A 19,705-nucleotide genomic window follows, 5' to 3' on the forward strand; every position below is an offset into this window, starting at 1 on the left:
AATTATTTTTTCTCATCTTTTTTCGTCTGAGAGGTTTTCTTTTTTGCATCAGATTCTTTCTCTTTTTTCTCCTGATCGGCTTTTGACTGCTCTTTTTGTTCAGCTGTTTCATCTGTTTGGCTTGCATCTGAGGAGTCATTGGTGCTCGTCTCCGTTGTTTCTTTTTCTTCATACTTCGCCATTTCCTTAATGATTGGATCTAGCTGTTTTTGTTTTTCTTCAGCAGATAGGCTGTCGTCATTTTGAATTTCATTGCGGTAGGCGACGAGTGCTGTGAATATGTATCGGTCGTCCCCGAGCACCCTTGCAATATCCAGAGCTTCCTTGCTATTGCCTTGTCCAATATGAATCCAGAACAGGAAGTATTGCGGGTCTGTCTGCAATGTGTACGTATCCGTGATTTCTTTTTTGTGCTGGTCAAGCAATAGATTCCCTTGATTCGTTTGCACATACGAAATGGCCAGTTCATATTGAAGAGAGACTGGCATTTGATCGGCTTTGTATTTTTCGAGCGTATCCACCACTTGGCTGTACTGTTTGTTGAGATAATACTTGTTCGCTTCCACATACGCTTCTTGTTTCGGCATGGCGAAAAAGAACGTGTAAATGGTATACACCAATGCAGGAATCAAAAGAACAAGGAGACCAAGTCCAATGTATCGTTCGATCTTCCATTTCTTTTTTGGAATGGTTAAGAGCGTCTTTTCTTTTGCTTCGATGGCTTCTATTTTTTGTTGAATCAAAGCAGACAATTCTTCCAGTGACTGTGTATCACTTATTTCCTTTGCCTGCTCAGATAATTTCAACGTATCATGATAAGCCAAATATTCTTGAAACTGATATTCATGGTCCACCACTCGAAGAATGACGGCTTTGACCTCTTTTAACAGACGATGTTGGTCGGTTTCATATGGCGGGATGCTTTCTTTGACCCCGTAATGCAAAAATGCAGGCGCTAAGCCTTGATGAAAAACAATGTTTTCAGGAGAAACAATAGGATGCAGCCGCTTCACGTCGTGTTTGCACACTGCATCGACAAGCTGGTATGAAAAAATCCATTTGCTTTTTTCATCCTTTGCATGGATGAAACGAAATTCCTGATAGGCAGGAGGCGGTTGAATGGAAATGATGACCTCACCTTCGGTTAATTGGATCTCTTTTTTAAATGAAGGATTGATGTCTTTAATCGGTGCCGCTTCTAAACCGTCTAAGAGTTTAATTGTCTCTCTTTGAAAAATGAAGGTGTAAGTGCCTTCCTCTTTTTTCATGACTGCTTCTAATTGTTCTTCTAAATAGGAACTCTTTTTATCTGCCATTTACAAAAGTCCTTTCATAGTATTTCCAGCCTGTCTCCTGTGGTGATTCCACAGTCTGACAGCTTATATTCGCCTGAAAACACAGCTTTCTTATTGACTACACGCACCCATCCGCCATCTCGTTTAGGTAGTGAGATTTGTTTTGCCTGCCAGGCGATATGGATGACTTGTTTAATATGTAAATAATTTGATAGTCTCAAATCAAACACACTGCCATCATAGTTTTTTAAGTCGATGGTAATATCGATATACACAAATTTCCACCTCACAAAATAGAAAGAGCGCCGGCATCAACTGACAGACTCGGCGCTTTTTCTGCTTTTCACACTTAGAAAGGAAATCCCTTTGATTAGCCGCGGATTTGGCTAGCGATGTCTTGGTCAGTGCTTTCAAGTGTATTTGCAGTTTGATCAAGCTGATTGCTGACATCTGTTAATAGATCAGACATTTTGATGAATGAAGGTTTTAGCTGTTCGTATTGATCAGCGAATGCTTCACTAGAAGCACCTTCCCACATTCCTTTTAGGTCAGAGATCATTCTATTTAGACGATCAACTTGGTTTAACACTTCTTGACTTTCAACACCATATTGCTTAGCGGTCGCTCTTAGTTCTTCTGGGGTTACGCGAATAATTCCTGACATATTCCTCATTACCTCCCGTGCATAGCCGCCATATAATGGGCTAATCCACTTATTTTTTGACGTTATTATTATAAAAACAGAAATGATACACAGTCAAACAAATCTGTTTTTATTTTACAAAATGAGTCTATGGAATTACTGTTTTTTCGCTCTTTATCTAGTATTTAACAGTTTTTTGGTCATATATTCTTAATAAAAGGGCGTGCACTTCCATGAATCTTTCCGCCTATTGATTTTTTACTACATTATTATTGTACTATTTCTTTTTGTGATCAACGCATGACCAATGTGCTCATTTCTCAAGCTTTTTGTTTTTTTAATGATTATGGCATTTTTTTGTTGATTTACGTACCTGATTCTCTTCATAATGTAAGTACGTGAAATATTCGAAAAAGCAGGGGTTTTTTATGACAAAAAAGACAGATCCATTTAAGTATAGCCTTGATCGTTTAGAGGATGTGGCAGACCAAATTAGTGATGTGCTCAATTGCCCTATTACTATAGAAGATACTCATCATCGATTATTAGCCTATAGCACACATAATGATTTCACTGATCCCGCCAGAACTTCAACCATTATCTCCCGCCGTGTACCGGAAAAAGTCATTAATCGGCTTTGGAAAGACGGTATCATTCCTACACTCCTTAAAACAGATGAACCGCTTCGCGTACCTCAAATTGCAGAAGTCGGTCTATCCAGCAGGGTTGCCATTTCCATATGGAAAGACAAAGAGGTGCTCGGCTTTATCTGGGCAATTGAATCCACGCAGCCTTTTTCAGATGAAGAAATGGACCTTCTCAAGATGGCAGCACATGCCGTGAAAAACAAATTACTCAATTTACAAATTCGAAAAACGAAAACAGAAGAACGCAATCAGGAGCTATTTTGGAAGATGCTCACAGGACATATTCATGAAAAGGATGAGATGCTTGATCTCTTCTTGAGACTTGGGATGAGGTGTCCAGACACGTATGCGATTATTATTTTTCGCCTTCGTGATGAACTCACAGAAGATACGGAAAAGAAGCTCTCCTATCTGCTTGAAACAACGCAGCAAGTGCAGGTGCTTTTAACGACTGTTGATTTTAACGAATTCATTATTCTTGTCTCGCCAAAAACAGAACATCCGCTTCAAGATATTAAACAATTCACAAGCGGCATGCTAAAGCAGTTGTCTGATCGGTATCAGCTCCATGACGTTCAAGCGGCCATTGGTGGAATTTACGATCACATTACTCATATTCAGCCATCCTATAAAGAAGCACTGGCCGTCTTAAAAACAAAAGAACGCTTTCCTGTGGAAACAGAACAATTAAACAGCTTTTCTGAACTGGGTATTTATCAATACTTAGATGTGCTTGCTGAAAAACGAAAGGGATCGTCTTATTCCAGTTACTCTTTATCAAAACTTGAGGATTACGATCTCAGGCATCATTCCAACCTCGTCGAGACCCTTGAACGATTTATTGATTGTGACAGCAACGCCAATATCGCCGCAAAGCAGTTAAATATTCATATCAACACACTGAATTACAGACTGAAGCGGATTACGGACATTGCAGAAATTGATTTAAAAAACATGAATGAGAAAATGACTATTTATCTTGATATGAAGCTAAAAAACGTCCCTTTGTGAAATTTCACAAAGAGGCGTTTTTTAATTTTTTCATTCAACCGAAGAATTTTCTAAACTTTCAGGATACACTAGACATACAATATCAATAGATAAGCATAGGAGGAATTGATATGATCATCGGCATTCCGAAAGAGATTAAGAACAATGAAAACCGGGTCGCATTAACACCAGGAGCAGCATCTCAATTGCTTTCAGCTGGACACCAGATTTTAATTGAAACGAACGCTGGTTTTGGAAGCGGTTTCACTGATGACGATTATGTATCTGTTGGTGCAGAGATTCTTGATCAAGCGAAAGATGTGTGGGCATCTTCTGATATGATTATGAAGGTAAAAGAACCATTACCTGAAGAATATGCTTATTTCAGAGAAGGTCTGATCTTATTTACGTACTTGCACCTTGCAGCAGAGCCCTCCTTGGCTGAAGCATTAAAACAAAAAGGTGTAACAGCCATTGCTTATGAAACGGTAACGGACGGAAAATCACTCCCTCTATTAACGCCAATGTCTGAAGTAGCAGGTAGAATGGCTGCTCAAATTGGTGCTCAATTTTTAGAAAAGCCAAAAGGCGGAAAAGGCATTTTGCTCGCCGGCGTGCCAGGAGTATCGAGAGGGAAAGTCACCATTATTGGCGGCGGTGTCGTTGGAACAAATGCAGCGAAAATGGCGATCGGACTTGGCGCAGATGTCACCCTTATTGATGTAAATGCGGAACGATTACGTCAGCTGGACGATCAGTTTGGTCATCAAATGAAAACGTTAATGTCTAATCCTGTTAACATTGCAGATTCAGTGAGCGAGGCAGACCTGCTCATTTGTGCGGTTCTCATCCCAGGTGCTAAAGCTCCAACCCTTGTCACAGAAGAAATGGTGAAACAAATGAAGCCTGGTTCTGTCATTGTCGATGTAGCCATTGACCAAGGCGGGATTGTGGAAACAATCGATCATATCACAACACATGATCAGCCTACTTATGAAAAGCACGGCATTTTACATTATGCTGTTGCCAATATGCCAGGAGCGGTTCCGAGAACATCGACAGTTGCTTTAACAAATGTCACGGTCCCATACGCACTGCAGATTGCAAATAAAGGTGCTGCAAAAGCGATCAAAGAAAACAAGGCGATTGCTGAAGGCGTCAATGTGATGAATGGACATATCACCTATGAAGCTGTCGCTCGTGATCTCGGCTATGATTATGTGCCTGTTAGTAAAGCCCTTGAAACCTCTTCCATGACCGAAGCTTAATATCTAGCCCGCCCTTTTCAGGGGCGGGTTTTATTGTTAACCTAAAATAAAAATAAGTTGACAAAAGAACCTCTTCCCCTTAATCTATTTGTACAGATAAGACAGGGGGAAATATCATGCAAAAGAAGACAAGAACAGCTGACTTTGTGCTCGTCGGGATGTTTGCTGCACTCATGGCTATCGGAGCCAATATCACATCCATTGTGCCATTTTTACAGGTCGGCGGAATCCCACTTACGATGCAGCCGTTTTTTTGTGTGCTTGCTGGTCTTTTGCTAGGCAGACGACTTGGCGCATTGGCCATGATTGTCTATGCTCTTGTTGGGATCGCTGGTGCACCTGTATTCGCACAGTTCTCGGCGGGTCTCGGCGTTATTTTAGGAAAAAGCGGTGGCTTTGTGTTATCATACATTCCTGCTGCATGGCTTGCCGGATTCATTCTTGAAAAAAGACAAAACCCTGGTTTTGGCCGCTTTTTATTTGCAGCCATTGCAGGAACGACCGTGATGTATGTGATCGGGACAACTTATACGTACATCGCATTAAATGTATGGCTGAACGCACCAATCTCTTATCAAACCACATGGTTCTTCATGATGTGGTTTATGGTAAAAGACTACGCGCTGACCATTCTCCTTGCGATGCTGGCACCTAAAATTTATCGATCAGTTTCAAAAGCCACATCCTTTCGAAAAGAACAAACAGCTTCCTAATATCAGAAAAGGCTCCTCTACTCTATGAGTAAGGAACCTTTTTTCATTTATAGCATAATTGCCGCAAGCCAGCCGAACAAGACGAGCGGGATATTATAAAAGGCGAATGTTGGGACACATGTACCCCAAATGTGGTGATGCTGTCCATCCATATTCAGTCCAGATGTTGGTCCGAGTGTACTGTCGCTTGCAGGTGAACCTGCATCTCCTACCGCCGCAGCTGAACCAATAATCGCAATAGTCGCCATCGGGCTGAATCCTAAGTGTAAACAAAGCGGGACAAAGATCGTCGTAATAATCGGAATCGTTGCAAATGATGAGCCAATGCCCATTGTCACTAGCAGACCCACCAGTAGCATTAAAATAGCCGCTAAGCTTTGGCTGTTTCCGATAAATTGAGAAGACGCCTTGACGAGAGATTCAATATCTCCTGTTTTCGTTAAAACATTGGCAAATCCAGCTGCAACAAGCATGACAAATCCGATAAATGCCATCATGTTCATGCCAGATGTAATCAGCGCATCTGCTTCATCACGTTTCATCATTCCCGTTACAAACAAGACAAGCAAGCCTGCAAGCGCACCGAAGATCATCCCTTCGACTCCAAGGCTTTGAGAGAGATATAACTGAACAATAAGTGATACAAGGATCGCAAGTCCAGCAAAGAATAAGCTCTTTTTTGTATATGCTGATTTTTCTACATCCGTAATGTCACGATTCTCATATGTTTTTGGCTTACGATAGACAAAGAGTGAAACGATCAAGCCAACAACCATGCCGCCTACAGGAATCAGCATCGCATACGGAATGTCTGCTAAATTCACTGTTAAACCTGCATCTTTCATGTTGTCACGAAGCATTCCGTGAAAAATCTGTCCAAAACCGACCGGAAGTAAAATATATGGTGCAGTAAGTCCGAAAGTCATCACACATGCTAGCAGTCTGCGGTCAATTTGAAGCTCGTTAAACACCTTTAATAATGGCGGGATTAAGACCGGAATAAAGGCAATATGAACAGGAACAACGTTTTGAGAAAAACAAGATACAATCAAAATGACCAGAATAATGAGCACTTTTGATAATGTTTTTCTTCTTGAATCGCCTTCTTTTCCAAGAAGCTTCACAGCTCCTTCGACCATGGCATCAGGAAGACCCGTTTTCGTCAGTGCGGCTGCGAATGCACCTAATAGTGCGTAACTAATCGCCACTGTCGCATTTCCGCCAAGACCGTCAGTGAACGCTTGAACTGTTCCCCCTAGACCTAATCCACCTGCAAGTCCGCCCGCTAAAGCGCCAAGTGCCAACGCAATCACGACATTGACCCGCAGCAAGCTTAATATCAACATTAAAACAACCGCTAAAACAACTGCATTCATGGTGAAACCTCCGAAATCCTTTAGTTTACTAATGTAGTAGATAATTAAAGTACCAACGTATGTTACCATAGAAAATTTACTTCGTCAAATGGCGTATGTCCTACATAAAAAGCTCTGCCAACTGGCAGAGCTTCTGTCTTTATTTCTTCGGTTCAAATCGTTCCACAAATGTTGCTAATGATCTGACCATCACACCTGTTGCTCCTGTTGGTCCAAAGCATGAAGGCTTTTCTGTCGTGGCAGTTCCTGCAATATCTAAGTGTACCCAAGGGGTGTCTTCAGCGAATTCTCCGATAAATGCACCTGCCATGATCGCATGGCCATCACGGCCTGGTGAGTTATTCAGATCAGCCATTTTGCTGTTTCTTACTCGTTTTTTATCTTTTTCGGTGATTGGCAGCTGCCAAATCATTTCCCCACATTCTTCTGATGCCTCTTTAAACTGGGCATACAGTTCATCGTTATTGGTCATCACGCCTGTTGTTTCATTCCCAAGTGCCACAATGACACCGCCTGTTAATGTCGCAACATCCACAAGCACAGAGGCTCCATGCTGCTTCGCATAGGTCACACCATCTGCTAAAACAAGCCGACCTTCTGCATCCGTGTTAAGCACTTCGATTGTTTTGCCGCTTAGTGAGACAATGACGTCATCTGGCTTCATCGCATCTGCTGAGACCATATTATCTGTTGAGGCGATGACCGCAATGACATTTTGCTCTGGACGAAGTTCACCGATGATTTCCATTGCGCCTAAAACAGAGGCTGAGCCGCCCATATCTGTTTTCATCCCTACCATACTTGCTCTTGGCTTTAAGGAATACCCACCTGTATCATACGTAATGCCTTTACCGACAAGGCCAATGACGTCTGTCCATTCTTCCTTGCCTTGATATTTCAATACAATCAGCTTCGGTGGTTCTGTTGAGCCTCTATTAACGGCTAGAATACCGCCCATTCCGAGCTCTTCCATTTGTTCTTTATCTAAAATTTCAATCTCGAATTCATATTTATAAGCAAGCTCTGCCGCATAGGATGCAAGATCAGAGGACGTAAGCATGTTCGGCGGCATGTTCACAAGTGTACGAGCCGAATTGACCGATTGTCCGTAGACTTCGCCCACTTTCAAACTTGCCTGAATTTCGGCAGCATCATGATCCGTTGTTGCATAAACAAATTCGATAAAGCGATCCGGTTCATTCGTTTTATGTTTAAAATCTTGTAATTCATATGTAGCTAAAAGGCAGCTTTCAGAAAGGGCATGGGCTGCATCTTGAACAGGCAGATCCTTTCCTGTGAATGTATCAAGCAAAACCGAAACTGCTTGCTTTTTATCTTGATGAAGCTTTTTAAATAAATGCGCAAACACTTCCTTTGCCTCTTCAAACGTGTAATCTGACTCCTTCCCAAGCCCGACAAAATAAATGCGTTTAATGCCGGTTTCAGGGGATGGGAAAAATTTCGAAAGCTGATTTCGCTTAGACGAAATATCACCTTCTTTTAATAATTCAGTGATTCTTCCTCCATGTAACTCATCCATTTCTTTTGCTTTTCCTGATAATTGGCTCTTTTGAAAAAGTCCGATGGCCAGTGTATCTTTATGTTGCAACTCATTTGTCGAGAAAAACATATTTATCACACGCTCCTTCAATGAACTCCATATTTCACATTGGAACTTCTATTATATCAAAATTTATGTGCTGATACGATCATTGCCAGCCTGTCTTCCCTTGAAGAACATTTATATTTTGGCACGCGGAAGGGCATCATGAAAAAGCGGCAGCGATCAATAGCAACCTGTCCATGGTCTCCTCGTTCCACATCTACTTTCTTTAATGTTATAATGAACATGGACTTGGCAACAGTTCTTACTGCCATCATTTTTTTATCTTACTAGGGTAAATACTTTATCATTTCGCACGTTATTTTTTCTTAAAGAGAGGATGTTTCTTGTTCATGAGCGTACTGACGAATTTTCCGCTGCTTGCCAGCCTTGCAGCCATCTTTTTTGCACAATTTGTAAAAGTACCGATTCAATTTATCATTTCTAGACGACTAGATTGGTCGCTCATTACAAGCACAGGCGGAATGCCAAGTTCACACTCCGCAGCAGTAACAGCACTCTCAACAGCAGTTGCTTTAGAGCACGGGCTAGGAACATCTATTTTTGCCATTTCCGCCATCTTTGCCATTATTACGATGTTTGATGCGACAGGTGTTCGCAGACAGGCAGGAGAACAGGCAACTGTCCTAAACAAACTGGTCACAGATTTTAACCGGTTTGTTGCCGAGGCAAAGAACTTCCCAAGTGCGGAAGAAAAAGAGAAGCAAAAGAAATTGAAAGAGCTTCTTGGGCATAAGCCGATTGAAGTTTTCTTCGGCGGCTTAACAGGAATCTTGCTCACACTCATCTTAGATTATTACTTCATGTAGAAACGAAAAAGCTTTGGACCTTTTGAGATCCAAAGCTTTTTTATTCTTTATTGGCTTGAAACTGCTGCCGGAACACTTGCATCGATTCCGCTTCATTCAACTGATTTAAGTCTTTTTCTGTCAGCGTCCCTTCACCCTTTTTAATCACATAAACGTCCAGCACTTTTTTACCCCATTCTCTATACACATCATCAACCGTTTCATAATATAAATCAAGCTTATGACCTTTAATCGCTTTCCCAGTATCTGCGACTACACCATAGCCATAATTGGGGATAAACAGGACAGTTCCTATCGGAAAGACAGATGGGTCCGCTGCCACGGTTGAATATAAATCACGTTTTACTTTGACGCCTGAATATGTAATGCCATATGCATGATGTTCTTTCGTCTTACCTGTTGATTCTACACCTGCTGTATAACCTGTGGCGACAACTTTTTGCTTCGGATAATCGTTCCAATTAAATGCTTCTTCGAGAGAAACAGCACGCAAATCGTCACTTTTCACCGCCATCGTCTGCCTTTTTGGATGCTTTAAAAAAGAAGATACGTGCTTACCGGCATCGGTCTCTTTCACCCATGCAGCTAAATCACTTGGTTCTACGCCAGATATGCCCGTAAAGCTTGTCATCAAGGCAAGCATAAACAGAACTGTCATGAACAATCGTTTCATCCATGTTTTCATTTCTATTTGTCACTCCTCTACCCATCTATTTGTTTCCAAACAAAATGGAAACTATGCAAAGGAGAAACAAAAAAACCCACTTGCGTATGGACAAGTGAGTTAAAACATTTGATAGCCTCTTTTACGAAGGGCATTGATGACAAAACCTGAGGCAATGGCACCAATCAGACCACTTAATAAAATAATGATATCTGCCGCAGCAAGAGAAACGATGCGGTCTCCTATCCCGGAAAAAGCAATGCCTGGTTCTCTTACATAAGCAATCATCTTTTGATTATTGATAATGAAAAGGCATACAATTGGATATAAAATTGCCATAATCCATGACATTCTCAGCAGCATATTCAGCAAAAAGCCAATGCCGAAGAATAACACGAAAAATAAAATAACTGAAATGATAACGACTGGTAAACTGATCACTTCATCTCCACCCCCAAATATCCCATCATTAGTTTAACTTGGAAATAGAGATGAAGTCAATCAATGGAAAAAGCCGTAAGATTAATGCTTCTTTCCTGTCCCTTTACATTCCTCACATGTTTCTGATCCGCCGAGCAATAACTGAAAATACCCTTTTCCTGAACAATACTGACAAGTTGACTTTTTTTCTTTCGTTTGTGCATTCATATTGCTCACTCCTTAATCTAAATTTTCTGATAATTCATCATAACATATTTTTCTGTCCAGTACCAAGTGAGAAAATATTCCGTCAAACATTAAAAAACGTGTACCACAAGGATACACGTTTTTGTCTATATCGATTTAGAAGAACTTGAATTTTCCTTTTTTCAGAACAAGTCCTGGTCCGCCAACCATGAATAATGAACGGTTGTCGATGATTTTTTTCATTGCAGAAGCTTTTGTTCCTTGAAGTTTTTTACCAAACGCAACACCTACAGCGTCGTGTTCACCAAGAGAAGCAACTGTTCCTTTGATGTCTGGCTTAAAGCTTTCAAGCGTGCCACCTTTTACTAGTGCTGCAAGGTTTTTCGCTACTGTTTCACCTTGCTGCATCGCAATTTGTGCAGTAGGTGGGTATGGACGATTAATTTCTTCATTGATGATTAATGAGCAGTCACCGATGATGAATACATCTTCATTTTCTGGTACTCGAAGATCTGGAGACACTTTTACGCGGCCGCGCATGTTTTCAAATCCAGCTTCTTCAACGATTGGGTTACCACGTACACCAGCAGCCCAAACAACTGTTTCTGCTTTGATTTCTTCTGTATCATCGTCTTTTCCAACAATGATGCCTTCAGGCGTACATTCTTTGATCGCTGTACCGATTTTGAACTCAACACCTTTACCTTGAAGGTAGTTCATCGCATAGTCGATCAATTCAGGATCAAATCCTGGAAGAGCTGTTGGTGCAGCTTCTACACAGATAATACGCACGTCTTTTTGATCAATATCATACTCTTTGCAAAGCTCAGGTACACGGTTTCCAAGCTCACCAAGGAACTCAATACCTGTGAAGCCTGCACCGCCGACAACGATTGTCAGACGCTCTGGACGCTTTTCAGCTTCCGTATTATATGTCGCAAATTGAAGTTCAATGTGCTCACGAAGCTGACGAGCAGAGTTGATGTTAGAGATTGAGAATGCATATTCTTTCAGTCCTGCAATACCAAATGTTTCAGGAACAGCACCCAGCGCAACAACAAGGTAGTCATAAGAAAGTTCGCCATCTGATGTCACAACTTTCTTCTCTTCCTTATTAATGCTTTCAACTGTTGCTTGTACAAAGTTGACACGGGAACTGTTAATCACATCTTTGATTTGATAACGACAACGGTCATGATGAAGAGTACCTGCACTTGCTTCATGTAACCATGTTGTTTCGTAATGATAATTATGCTTGTTCACAAGAGTAATGTCCGCATCATTTGTGCCAAGCTGTTTTGTTAATCTTGTTACAGTCATTAATCCGCCATAACCTGCACCTAATACAACGATTTTCGGTTTATTCACTGGAATCACATCCACCTTTTTTAAATTTGCTGTAAAACGGATAAAGAATTACATATCGTTATTCTCAACCGCTTTGCGGCATTTTATGAAATTTAAACAAAAAAATAAGTATGTGAAAATCTGAACTTTCACCTACAAAAAACGAAAGCATTTGACCGTATCCGACAAAAATTCATAAAAAATTAATATTTAGTTCCCTTAACAATAATAGCGAGTTCTGCTCCTTTTTTCAAGGCTTTAAACTGAAAATCCTTAGGATAAACGGTCTTTCTCTCTTTTTTCCCCTTTTCACAGCATCGGCATCAAAAAACGACAAGTTTTTCAAAACAAGTCAAACGACGATATGTGGTATGATATGATATAGTGATAACAATTTTCATTTGGGAGGATTAAGGAATGCAAGAAGATTCTAAGGTATATGACATTACCGTTATCGGGGGCGGCCCAGTCGGATTGTTTACTGCGTTTTACGGGGGCATGAGACAGGCAAGTGTGAAAATCATTGAAAGCCTTCCTCAGCTCGGCGGTCAACTATCCGCTCTTTACCCTGAAAAATACATTTATGATGTGGCTGGTTTCCCAAAAATCCGCGCACAAGAATTAATTGATAATTTAAAGGAACAAATGGATAAATTTGATCAAACCATTTGCTTAGAGCAAGCTGTGGAAACGGTTGAAAAACAAGCAGACGGTATCTTCAAACTCGTTACGAATCAAGAGGTTCATTATTCAAAAACGATCATCATTACAGCTGGTAACGGTGCATTCCAACCGAGAAAGCTTGAGCTAGATACAGCAGAATCATTTGAAGGAAGCAACCTGCATTACTTCATCAATGACTTGAACCAATTCGCTGGCAGACGTGTTGCTGTTCTTGGCGGCGGAGACTCTGCGGTCGACTGGGCACTGATGCTTGAGCCAATCGCAAAAGAAGTGTCGATTATTCACCGTCGTGATAAATTCCGTGCACATGAGCACAGTGTAGAAAACTTGCACAACTCGAAAGTCAATGTGCTGACACCATTTGTTCCAACTGAGCTCATTGGAGAAGAACGCATTGAACAAATTGTGCTTGAAGAAGTGAAAGGCGATAAAAAGCAAGTACTAGATGTGGACGACGTGATCGTCAACTTCGGTTTTGTTTCCTCCCTTGGACCAATCAAACAATGGGGCCTTGAAATCGAAAAGAACTCTATCGTGGTCAAATCCACGATGGAAACAAACATCGAAGGCTTCTATGCGGCAGGAGACATCTGTACGTATGAAGGAAAAGTCAAATTAATCGCAAGCGGATTTGGTGAAGCGCCAACTGCTGTGAACAACGCCAAAGCTTACATGGACCCGAAAGCTCGTGTACAGCCGCTTCATTCCACAAGCTTATTTGAAAATAAATAAGAACGGATCAAAAAAAGGAGTTCCATCTGCGGAACTCCTTTTTTGTTTATTTAAAAATCCCAATATAGGCATTCGCCATTCCAAGTACCATTGCAGCGAGTAACACCACAACAATTCCTGCCACAACCAAAATCACCCGATCCTTCACACGTTCCTTTTTCGGAAGCGGCTTGTCTATCCCGCAAGATGGACATGTTTTTGAACGATACGGAATCAGTTCATGACAGTTCCTGCAATTGATTTGTTCACTCAAACCTCAGCAACCTCTTTTCTGATGACAGTTTATGTTTGGTTCTCATGATACTCTTTTCGAGTAGAAATAGCCAGTTGTGAGGACAAGCTGTAACAAAATTGAGCGATTTACAAATTGTTTGAGAAGAAATCGAATCAATGAAGATTTGATCTGTTCAACCGATATAAGAAGGAGAAGATCGTCATGAAGGATAGGTGGAAAGATGATAAAGCGTTTCATGATTAGTTTAAGCTTGTTACTGATAATTGGCGGCTCAGTAGAAGTGTTCGCAAAAGACTATAACAAACATTATGCTCAATTCGCTGCAGGATTGAATATGGATGTTGATCAGCTAGAACCTTTTTTAACACATGTGTCTACTTCGATTTTAGATGCTGGTTTGAGTGATCAAGAAATCAAACAGATACTCACCAACGTTCAAAAAATGAATAAAAACAATGAAACAAAAAGAATGGGCATCTTTGAAGTGGTGTATCTTGGAGAACGAGCCAAGATAAAAATTGAGGTTGAAGTCCATGTGGAAGATGGCAATAAAGAAGTGGTGATTTATTTGTTTAGCACTGAAGAGTTGGTGGATGTCTTGGATAAAGAACCATTGAAAATAGAAGAAGCTATATGAGGAAGAGACGCTGAATGAGTGTCTTTTTTTCATTTTTTACACCTTCATTGATCCCTTTCTATTGACCCTCACGTAACGTCATACTTTATAGTGAATATCATAAGGAGATGTGTTGAATATGAAAGTAAAAGAAGTCGCTGAATTGTTTGATATTAGTATTCGTACACTTCATCATTATGATCAAATTGGTTTGTTGGCCCCAAAAGAAGTCACGGATGCTGGTTACCGGCTTTATTCAGAAGAAAACCTTGAAACACTACAGCAAATATTATTTTTCAGAGAACTGGGATTTAACTTAAAGGAAATAAAAGAAATCATAAACAATCCGTCATTTGATAAACATGAAGCATTTATATTACAACGAAAAATGTTGATGGAAAAACGAAATACACTCGATAGAATGATTGAAAATATTGATAAGACGCTAAAACATATAACGGGAGAAATTCACCTAACAAATAAAGAGAGGTTCAAGGGAATGAACATGAAATTCAACCAATATGAAGAAGAAGCTCGCTGTCGCTGGGGGAATCAGTCCATTGATAACGTGAACTTCAAATTAAGTCGATTGTCGAAAGATGAACAACATGATTTATCTTTGAGATGGGATAGAGTTTTTCATAACTTAGCATCCCTCCGCAACCTCACTCCTCAATCCAAAGAGGTACAAGCCGCCATCAAAGAATGGTATGAATTTTTAAATAATCACTTTACTCAATACTCCCTCGAGGCATTTTATGGATTAGGTCAACTTTATATTCAAGATGAACGATTTACAAAAAATATAGATCAATATGGTGAGGGCTTGGCTTCATTCATGAGTGAAGCCATGAAAGTATTTGCTGATCAACAGAAAAGAGGTCCCAGCTGATGAACATCATCATTGAAGATACAATCGCTCAATACGAAAAATTGTTTTCGCTAAAAGAAAATAAAGAACACTTTTTTCGATACAACATGATGAGGCCTTTTGAAAAGATGTGGAATATGATAAACGTTCCGTTAAAAGCTACACAAAAAAATGGCTATGATGTCATCATGGCAACCAATATGCTTGGCTATCTTGATGTATCACAAACACAAACTGGTAAACAAGTGTTAAAAAAACTACAAGAAATTCAAGCTCTTCAAATGGCAAATACCACCTTGAACTATTGTATGAATTTTATCAAAAAACACAGCCTTCATATAAATTCTGATGAATTGAGATTTGGTCTATATATAGCTGATCCGAAAAAGCTAGAACAACAAAAAGGGTATTGTGGCTTTGGAGGAATTCCGGGATTTATCCAATGCTCAATATATCCGAACTCTTATAACATCCCACGGATCCCCGCTCTAATTGCGCATGAATTCCATCATAATATTCGTTTTTCCTATTTTGAATGGGATTACGGAAATGTAACGGTTGGAGATTACTTAATTATAGAAGGTTTAGCTGAATCATTTGCAAAAGAACTTTATGGTGAAAAGATGCTAGGACCTTGGGTCACTTCTTTTGATCAACAGGACTTAGAATATTCAAAAGAAGTGATTAAAGACGCTTTATATACGAAAGGGTTTGCTGAGGTCAGTAGTTATATGTTTGGTGATAACATTGCAAAAGAACAAGGATATCAACCTGTCGGATTATCACCCTTTGCAGGCTATGCAGTAGGTTATCAAGCTGTACAATCTTTTATGAAAATGAATAATGTAGGAATTGAAGAAGCAACCGTACTTGATACAAATGAAATTTTAAAAAATTGCGGATTATTTTTCACCTAAACATTTTAATGAATTTCAAAGCAAATCGGTGTAATAATGAATTCTAATTATCGTACGAAACATACTGTATGCTCATGCTATATCTAATCATTTCAAATAGACTTGTTGAAAACCTTGTTAGAATTTTAAGCACCTTTAAAAAAGAACATAAAAAAACCTCCTCAAATTTATAATCTAATTGAGGAGGTTTTTATTCAAAATGGATTTACAGAATTCATTGATACTGAAATTCTAACACTCTTCCGGCGTACCGGTATTGGTAGCTGTTCTGAACGAAGAACCGCATCCGCATGAAGCAATCGCGTTCGGATTGTCAATCGTGAAACCGCCGCCCATTAGTGATTGTTTGAAATCAATGATGGTTCCGTTCATGATGTCAAGGCTTTCGGAGTCGACAAGGACCTTGATGCCCTGCTGTTCGAACTGCGTGTCTTTCTCAGAAACTTCATGGTCAAAGCCCATTCCGTATGAAAGACCGCTGCAGCCGCCGCCTTTTACGCCCACTCGTAGGAACGCATTTTCTTCTTCATGTTCTTTCATCATATCTTTAATCTGCAATGCAGCAGCTTCTGTAATCGTTACTGGTGTACTCACGATCATCCCTCCTTTTGACTGGATGTTTCTTTTCAATTATAAACGTGATGTTGCCTTTTCTCAAATAAATGGTTTAGAAATAGAATGTGCCGTCACAAATTGTTTCAGCAGGTCCTGTCATCAGCACATGGTCATTGTCTTTCCAGCGAATGATGAGGTCTCCGCCAGCTAGATGAACGGTCATATCCGTTTCTTTTTTCGCATGTCCATTCACAATCGTTGATACAGCCGCAGCACATGCTCCTGTTCCGCACGCTTGCGTAATCCCTGATCCTCTTTCCCACACGCGAAAATGCAGTTCCGTTTCACTGACACGTTCCACAAATTCTACATTGACGCCTTCTGGAAACATGTCATGCTTTTCAATAATTGGCCCAAGTGAATCAAGCGGCGCCTGTTCAATGTCTTCTAAATAGAATACGATATGGGGATTCCCCATTGAAACAGCTGTTCCATTTAAGGTCGTCGTGCCAAAATCAAGCGGTTCATTGATCGTTGTACTGGCCGGTTCACCAAGCATTGGCATCGCTTCTTTTTCAAAACGAGGTTTACCCATATCTACTGTCACTAACTGAACTTGACCATCCTGCACATGAACGGTCGCCTCAACGAGTCCTGACAATGTCTCAATCTTAAACGTTGTGTCTGTTACGATTTGATGCTCATATACATATTTAGCCACGCAACGCAGACCGTTACCGCAGTTTTTGCCCTCTGATCCATCATTGTTGAAAATGCGCATCTTCACAGGCGCAACATCTGATGGGCAAATGAGGATCATTCCGTCTGAACCGATACCTGTATAAACAGAAGAAACCTGAATTGCTATCTCTGACAGCTGCTCTTCTGGAAGCTGTTCCTTCATCTGATTGACGTATATATAATTGTTTCCTAGTCCGTGCATTTTCGTGAATTGAAATGATGTCATGAGCGTCCTCCAAAAATGTTGTTTCTTTATAGTATAAAAGGAGTCGATTCAGGAGACAATCTTATCATCCCCCGTTTTTCATACATAGAAGCTCTTTGCTGCCATGGCAAAGGGCTTTTATTATGCATATGTCTCTTTTCTCTCGTGTGATGCTTCATTTTGATGATATTTTATTAGCATAACATATTGGATGCGCTTTCTACATTTTCTCCTGAAAAATGGAAACTGAATATATGAAAAAAATGCACCTCATGACCTATGTGGTGCATTTAAAACATGTCGTTTTCCTCTATAAAAGCATAAATACGCTCAACTAGCTGCTCTGCATTTTCTCCAGAAACAAATTCTCCATTCACAAGGGCAAATGGGGAGTCCATACATTTGCCGCAGTAGCTTAAACAACCGTATTCCATTACATCTAAGTTTGGGTCTTTTTCAAGTTTCTCTTTTGCTTCTTGAGACCCTTGTGCAAGATTACTTACACAAAATTCGATCAGTGGAAACACTGTGCTTCACCTCACATTTGCCTTACTATCCTACCGAAATTCCTTCTATTAGTCAAAACATGAGCTTCAATAAATCGTTACGCCTATTCCCCGTAAAATGTTTTACTATTTAGGACTAAGTAATGAATATGTAGGTTATTTTGAAACAATTATTGTGGTTTCACAGTAAATTCGATATAATTTTATTTGGTATTTTAACTTAAAGTTTTTTAGTATAAGTGTTTTTCAATGTCTAGGGGGAAAAGGAGAATCGTCATGAAAAATTTAGTCTTGATCGGCGGAGGTTACGGGAATATGCGGGTTCTCCACCGCTTATTGCCAAATCAATTACCTGATGATGTTACTATCACATTAATTGATCGAAATCCTTACCACTGTTTAAAAACAGAATATTATGCACTTGCTGCTGGAACGATCTCTGATCATCACATTCGAGTATCTTTTCCAGAGCATCCGAAGCTGGATATTCAATACGGGGAAGTAGAAAAAATTGATATTGAAAACAAACAGATCTTATTTAGCGACCGTGAACCGATTCCATATGATGATACGGTAATCGGACTCGGCTGTGAGGACAAGTATCACAATGTCCCTGGTGCGAAAGAACATACATACAGCATTCAAACCATTGATCAGTCAAGACATACGTATAACAAATTAAACAATTTGAGTGCAGGTGCAACGGTTGGTATCGTCGGTGCTGGACTTAGCGGGGTAGAGCTGGCCAGTGAACTGCGTGAAAGCCGTTCTGATTTAAACATCATTCTTTTTGACCGCGGAGAACTGATTCTTTCCAGTTTCCCAAAAAGATTAAGTTTATATGTACAAAAATGGTTTGAAGAAAATGATGTAAAGATCATTAATTGCGCCAATATTACGAAGGTTGAAGAAGGAGTTGTGTACAACCATGACGATGCCATTGAAGCAGATGTCATCGTGTGGACAGCAGGAATTCAGCCAAGTAAAGTCGTGCGAGATATGGATGTTGAAAAAGACGCCCAAGGCCGTGTCGTCTTAACTCCTCATCACAATCTCCCTGGAGATGAACATGTCTATGTCGTAGGTGACTGCGCAAGCTTGCCGCACGCACCAAGTGCACAGCTTGCCGAGGCACAGGCAGAGCAAATTGTGCAATCTCTACAGAAACGCTGGAAGAACGAGCCGCTTCCTGAGGCTTACCCGCAGTTTAAGTTAAAAGGCGTACTCGGCTCTTTAGGGAAAAAAGCCGGCTTTGGCTTAGTAGCGGATCGCCCGCTTGTTGGTCGTGTTCCAAGACTCTTAAAATCTGGACTTCTTTGGATGTACAAGCACCACAATGGATAAAATGATGTGAATTTTTTCTCAAAGCTCCTTCTAATGAAGGAGCTTTTATTATGAAACGGCATGTGCCGATGGATGGTTCACTTGGATAGGAGCAAGCGCAAGGATGCAGTCTTTACGAAACGTTCTGATCGTCTTCTTCGATAAACAATACGCTTGTATGAACTGTTCAGTTTGACGATGTACAATGATTTTTCGTTTCGAGCACTCTCCATTTTTCTTCATATAAATCATATCAATCGGTATTTGTTGATGAAGAGATTGTTTTAGTAAATAATTCATGATGCTCACGCTCCTTT

The 19,705-nt window shown here is 40.3% G+C and carries 23 protein-coding genes; 9 read left to right on the forward strand and 14 right to left on the reverse strand.

All coding sequences use genetic code 11. The features are described from left to right. Nucleotides 1–2 precede the first annotated feature (2 nt). The 3 genes from essB to MHI20_RS08715 form a co-directional block, all read right to left on the reverse strand. The gene (gene essB / locus MHI20_RS08705) at nucleotides 3–1,316 is read right to left on the reverse strand and encodes a type VII secretion protein EssB (RefSeq protein WP_045034547.1); all 1,314 of its coding nucleotides are present in this window, start codon (nucleotides 1,314–1,316) and stop codon (nucleotides 3–5) included. Between the two features lie 14 nt (nucleotides 1,317–1,330). After that, complete coding sequence (locus MHI20_RS08710; RefSeq protein WP_008345897.1) at nucleotides 1,331–1,570, reverse strand: EsaB/YukD family protein; 240 nt, start codon at nucleotides 1,568–1,570, stop codon at nucleotides 1,331–1,333. Nucleotides 1,571–1,665: 95 nt separating this feature from the next. Beyond that, nucleotides 1,666–1,959 (reverse strand): WXG100 family type VII secretion target, encoded by a 294-nt coding sequence (locus MHI20_RS08715; RefSeq protein WP_003213769.1) that lies wholly within the window; start codon nucleotides 1,957–1,959, stop codon nucleotides 1,666–1,668. A 407-nt stretch (nucleotides 1,960–2,366) separates the two neighbouring features. On the opposite strand from MHI20_RS08715, the gene MHI20_RS08720 reads away from it, so the two are divergent. The 3 genes from MHI20_RS08720 (at nucleotide 2,367) to MHI20_RS08730 (ending at nucleotide 5,556) form a co-directional block, all read left to right on the forward strand. Then, nucleotides 2,367–3,596 carry a PucR family transcriptional regulator gene (locus MHI20_RS08720; protein WP_008345900.1) on the forward strand — a complete coding sequence of 410 codons (1,230 nt, stop codon included), beginning with the start codon at nucleotides 2,367–2,369 and terminating at the stop codon, nucleotides 3,594–3,596. 110 nt (nucleotides 3,597–3,706) lie between these two features. Further along, a complete protein-coding gene (gene ald / locus MHI20_RS08725) occupies nucleotides 3,707–4,843 on the forward strand; it encodes an alanine dehydrogenase (RefSeq protein WP_017358929.1) in 1,137 nt (378 codons plus the stop codon). A gap of 116 nt (nucleotides 4,844–4,959) precedes the next feature. Beyond that, on the forward strand, nucleotides 4,960–5,556 hold the full coding sequence (locus MHI20_RS08730; RefSeq protein ID WP_041091835.1) for a biotin transporter BioY: 597 nt from the start codon (nucleotides 4,960–4,962) through the stop codon (nucleotides 5,554–5,556). Nucleotides 5,557–5,603: 47 nt separating this feature from the next. On the opposite strand, the gene MHI20_RS08735 is transcribed toward MHI20_RS08730, so the two are convergent. Both MHI20_RS08735 and MHI20_RS08740 read right to left on the reverse strand, forming a co-directional pair. After that, nucleotides 5,604–6,932: a Na+/H+ antiporter family protein gene (locus tag MHI20_RS08735; protein WP_024719743.1), complete on the reverse strand. Its 1,329-nt coding sequence runs from the start codon at nucleotides 6,930–6,932 to the stop codon at nucleotides 5,604–5,606. Nucleotides 6,933–7,071: 139 nt separating this feature from the next. Further along, nucleotides 7,072–8,562, reverse strand: coding sequence for a leucyl aminopeptidase (locus MHI20_RS08740; RefSeq protein WP_008346787.1), 1,491 nt, complete (start codon nucleotides 8,560–8,562; stop codon nucleotides 7,072–7,074). A gap of 326 nt (nucleotides 8,563–8,888) precedes the next feature. Between MHI20_RS08740 and MHI20_RS08745 the strand changes: the two genes are divergently transcribed. Continuing rightward, nucleotides 8,889–9,365: a divergent PAP2 family protein gene (locus MHI20_RS08745; protein ID WP_024719744.1), complete on the forward strand. Its 477-nt coding sequence runs from the start codon at nucleotides 8,889–8,891 to the stop codon at nucleotides 9,363–9,365. A gap of 40 nt (nucleotides 9,366–9,405) precedes the next feature. On the opposite strand, the gene MHI20_RS08750 is transcribed toward MHI20_RS08745, so the two are convergent. From MHI20_RS08750 to MHI20_RS08765, 4 genes are all read right to left on the reverse strand, one after another. Then, nucleotides 9,406–10,050: a 3D domain-containing protein gene (locus MHI20_RS08750; protein ID WP_024719745.1), complete on the reverse strand. Its 645-nt coding sequence runs from the start codon at nucleotides 10,048–10,050 to the stop codon at nucleotides 9,406–9,408. Between the two features lie 99 nt (nucleotides 10,051–10,149). Then, a complete protein-coding gene (locus MHI20_RS08755; protein WP_003212933.1) occupies nucleotides 10,150–10,470 on the reverse strand; it encodes a YuiB family protein in 321 nt (106 codons plus the stop codon). An 81-nt stretch (nucleotides 10,471–10,551) separates the two neighbouring features. Beyond that, on the reverse strand, nucleotides 10,552–10,677 hold the full coding sequence (locus tag MHI20_RS08760; protein WP_008346797.1) for a YuiA family protein: 126 nt from the start codon (nucleotides 10,675–10,677) through the stop codon (nucleotides 10,552–10,554). Nucleotides 10,678–10,812: 135 nt separating this feature from the next. Beyond that, entirely contained in the window at nucleotides 10,813–12,030 is a 1,218-nt protein-coding gene (locus MHI20_RS08765; RefSeq protein WP_160758061.1) for an NAD(P)/FAD-dependent oxidoreductase, read from the reverse strand. A 390-nt stretch (nucleotides 12,031–12,420) separates the two neighbouring features. Between MHI20_RS08765 and yumC the strand changes: the two genes are divergently transcribed. Continuing rightward, nucleotides 12,421–13,419 carry a ferredoxin--NADP reductase 2 gene (yumC, locus tag MHI20_RS08770; protein ID WP_241511434.1) on the forward strand — a complete coding sequence of 333 codons (999 nt, stop codon included), beginning with the start codon at nucleotides 12,421–12,423 and terminating at the stop codon, nucleotides 13,417–13,419. A gap of 46 nt (nucleotides 13,420–13,465) precedes the next feature. Here the strand turns inward: yumC and MHI20_RS08775 are convergent, their stop codons facing one another. Further along, nucleotides 13,466–13,672 (reverse strand): hypothetical protein, encoded by a 207-nt coding sequence (locus MHI20_RS08775; RefSeq protein WP_008346803.1) that lies wholly within the window; start codon nucleotides 13,670–13,672, stop codon nucleotides 13,466–13,468. 202 nt (nucleotides 13,673–13,874) lie between these two features. Here MHI20_RS08775 and MHI20_RS08780 point away from each other — a divergent pair, with 202 nt between their 5' ends. From MHI20_RS08780 to MHI20_RS08790, 3 genes are all read left to right on the forward strand, one after another. Beyond that, on the forward strand, nucleotides 13,875–14,291 hold the full coding sequence (locus MHI20_RS08780; protein WP_340937611.1) for a hypothetical protein: 417 nt from the start codon (nucleotides 13,875–13,877) through the stop codon (nucleotides 14,289–14,291). 118 nt (nucleotides 14,292–14,409) lie between these two features. Continuing rightward, nucleotides 14,410–15,162: a MerR family transcriptional regulator gene (locus tag MHI20_RS08785; RefSeq protein ID WP_205474858.1), complete on the forward strand. Its 753-nt coding sequence runs from the start codon at nucleotides 14,410–14,412 to the stop codon at nucleotides 15,160–15,162. Next, entirely contained in the window at nucleotides 15,162–16,058 is an 897-nt protein-coding gene (locus MHI20_RS08790) for a DUF2268 domain-containing protein (protein WP_340937613.1), read from the forward strand. The genes MHI20_RS08785 and MHI20_RS08790 overlap by 1 nt, the downstream gene beginning before the upstream one ends. A gap of 231 nt (nucleotides 16,059–16,289) precedes the next feature. On the opposite strand, the gene erpA is transcribed toward MHI20_RS08790, so the two are convergent. The 3 genes from erpA to MHI20_RS08805 all read right to left on the reverse strand — a co-directional run bounded on the left by erpA (nucleotide 16,290) and on the right by MHI20_RS08805 (nucleotide 18,086). Then, a complete protein-coding gene (gene erpA, locus MHI20_RS08795) occupies nucleotides 16,290–16,652 on the reverse strand; it encodes an iron-sulfur cluster insertion protein ErpA (protein WP_017358921.1) in 363 nt (120 codons plus the stop codon). A gap of 73 nt (nucleotides 16,653–16,725) precedes the next feature. Then, nucleotides 16,726–17,580, reverse strand: coding sequence for a diaminopimelate epimerase (dapF, locus tag MHI20_RS08800; protein WP_340937616.1), 855 nt, complete (start codon nucleotides 17,578–17,580; stop codon nucleotides 16,726–16,728). Between the two features lie 269 nt (nucleotides 17,581–17,849). Continuing rightward, entirely contained in the window at nucleotides 17,850–18,086 is a 237-nt protein-coding gene (locus tag MHI20_RS08805; RefSeq protein WP_008346813.1) for a YuzB family protein, read from the reverse strand. A gap of 255 nt (nucleotides 18,087–18,341) precedes the next feature. Between MHI20_RS08805 and MHI20_RS08810 the strand changes: the two genes are divergently transcribed. Beyond that, nucleotides 18,342–19,409, forward strand: a complete 1,068-nt coding sequence (locus MHI20_RS08810; protein ID WP_039168948.1) for an NAD(P)/FAD-dependent oxidoreductase — start codon at nucleotides 18,342–18,344, stop codon at nucleotides 19,407–19,409. Between the two features lie 48 nt (nucleotides 19,410–19,457). Here MHI20_RS08810 and MHI20_RS08815 read toward each other — a convergent pair whose 3' ends face one another. Next, the gene (locus MHI20_RS08815; RefSeq protein ID WP_340937619.1) at nucleotides 19,458–19,688 is read right to left on the reverse strand and encodes a WYL domain-containing protein; all 231 of its coding nucleotides are present in this window, start codon (nucleotides 19,686–19,688) and stop codon (nucleotides 19,458–19,460) included. Between the last annotated feature and the right edge of the window lie 17 nt (nucleotides 19,689–19,705).

It is taken from the genome of Bacillus sp. FSL K6-1106 (assembly GCF_038005245.1).
Classification (GTDB): domain Bacteria; phylum Bacillota; class Bacilli; order Bacillales; family Bacillaceae; genus Bacillus; species Bacillus altitudinis.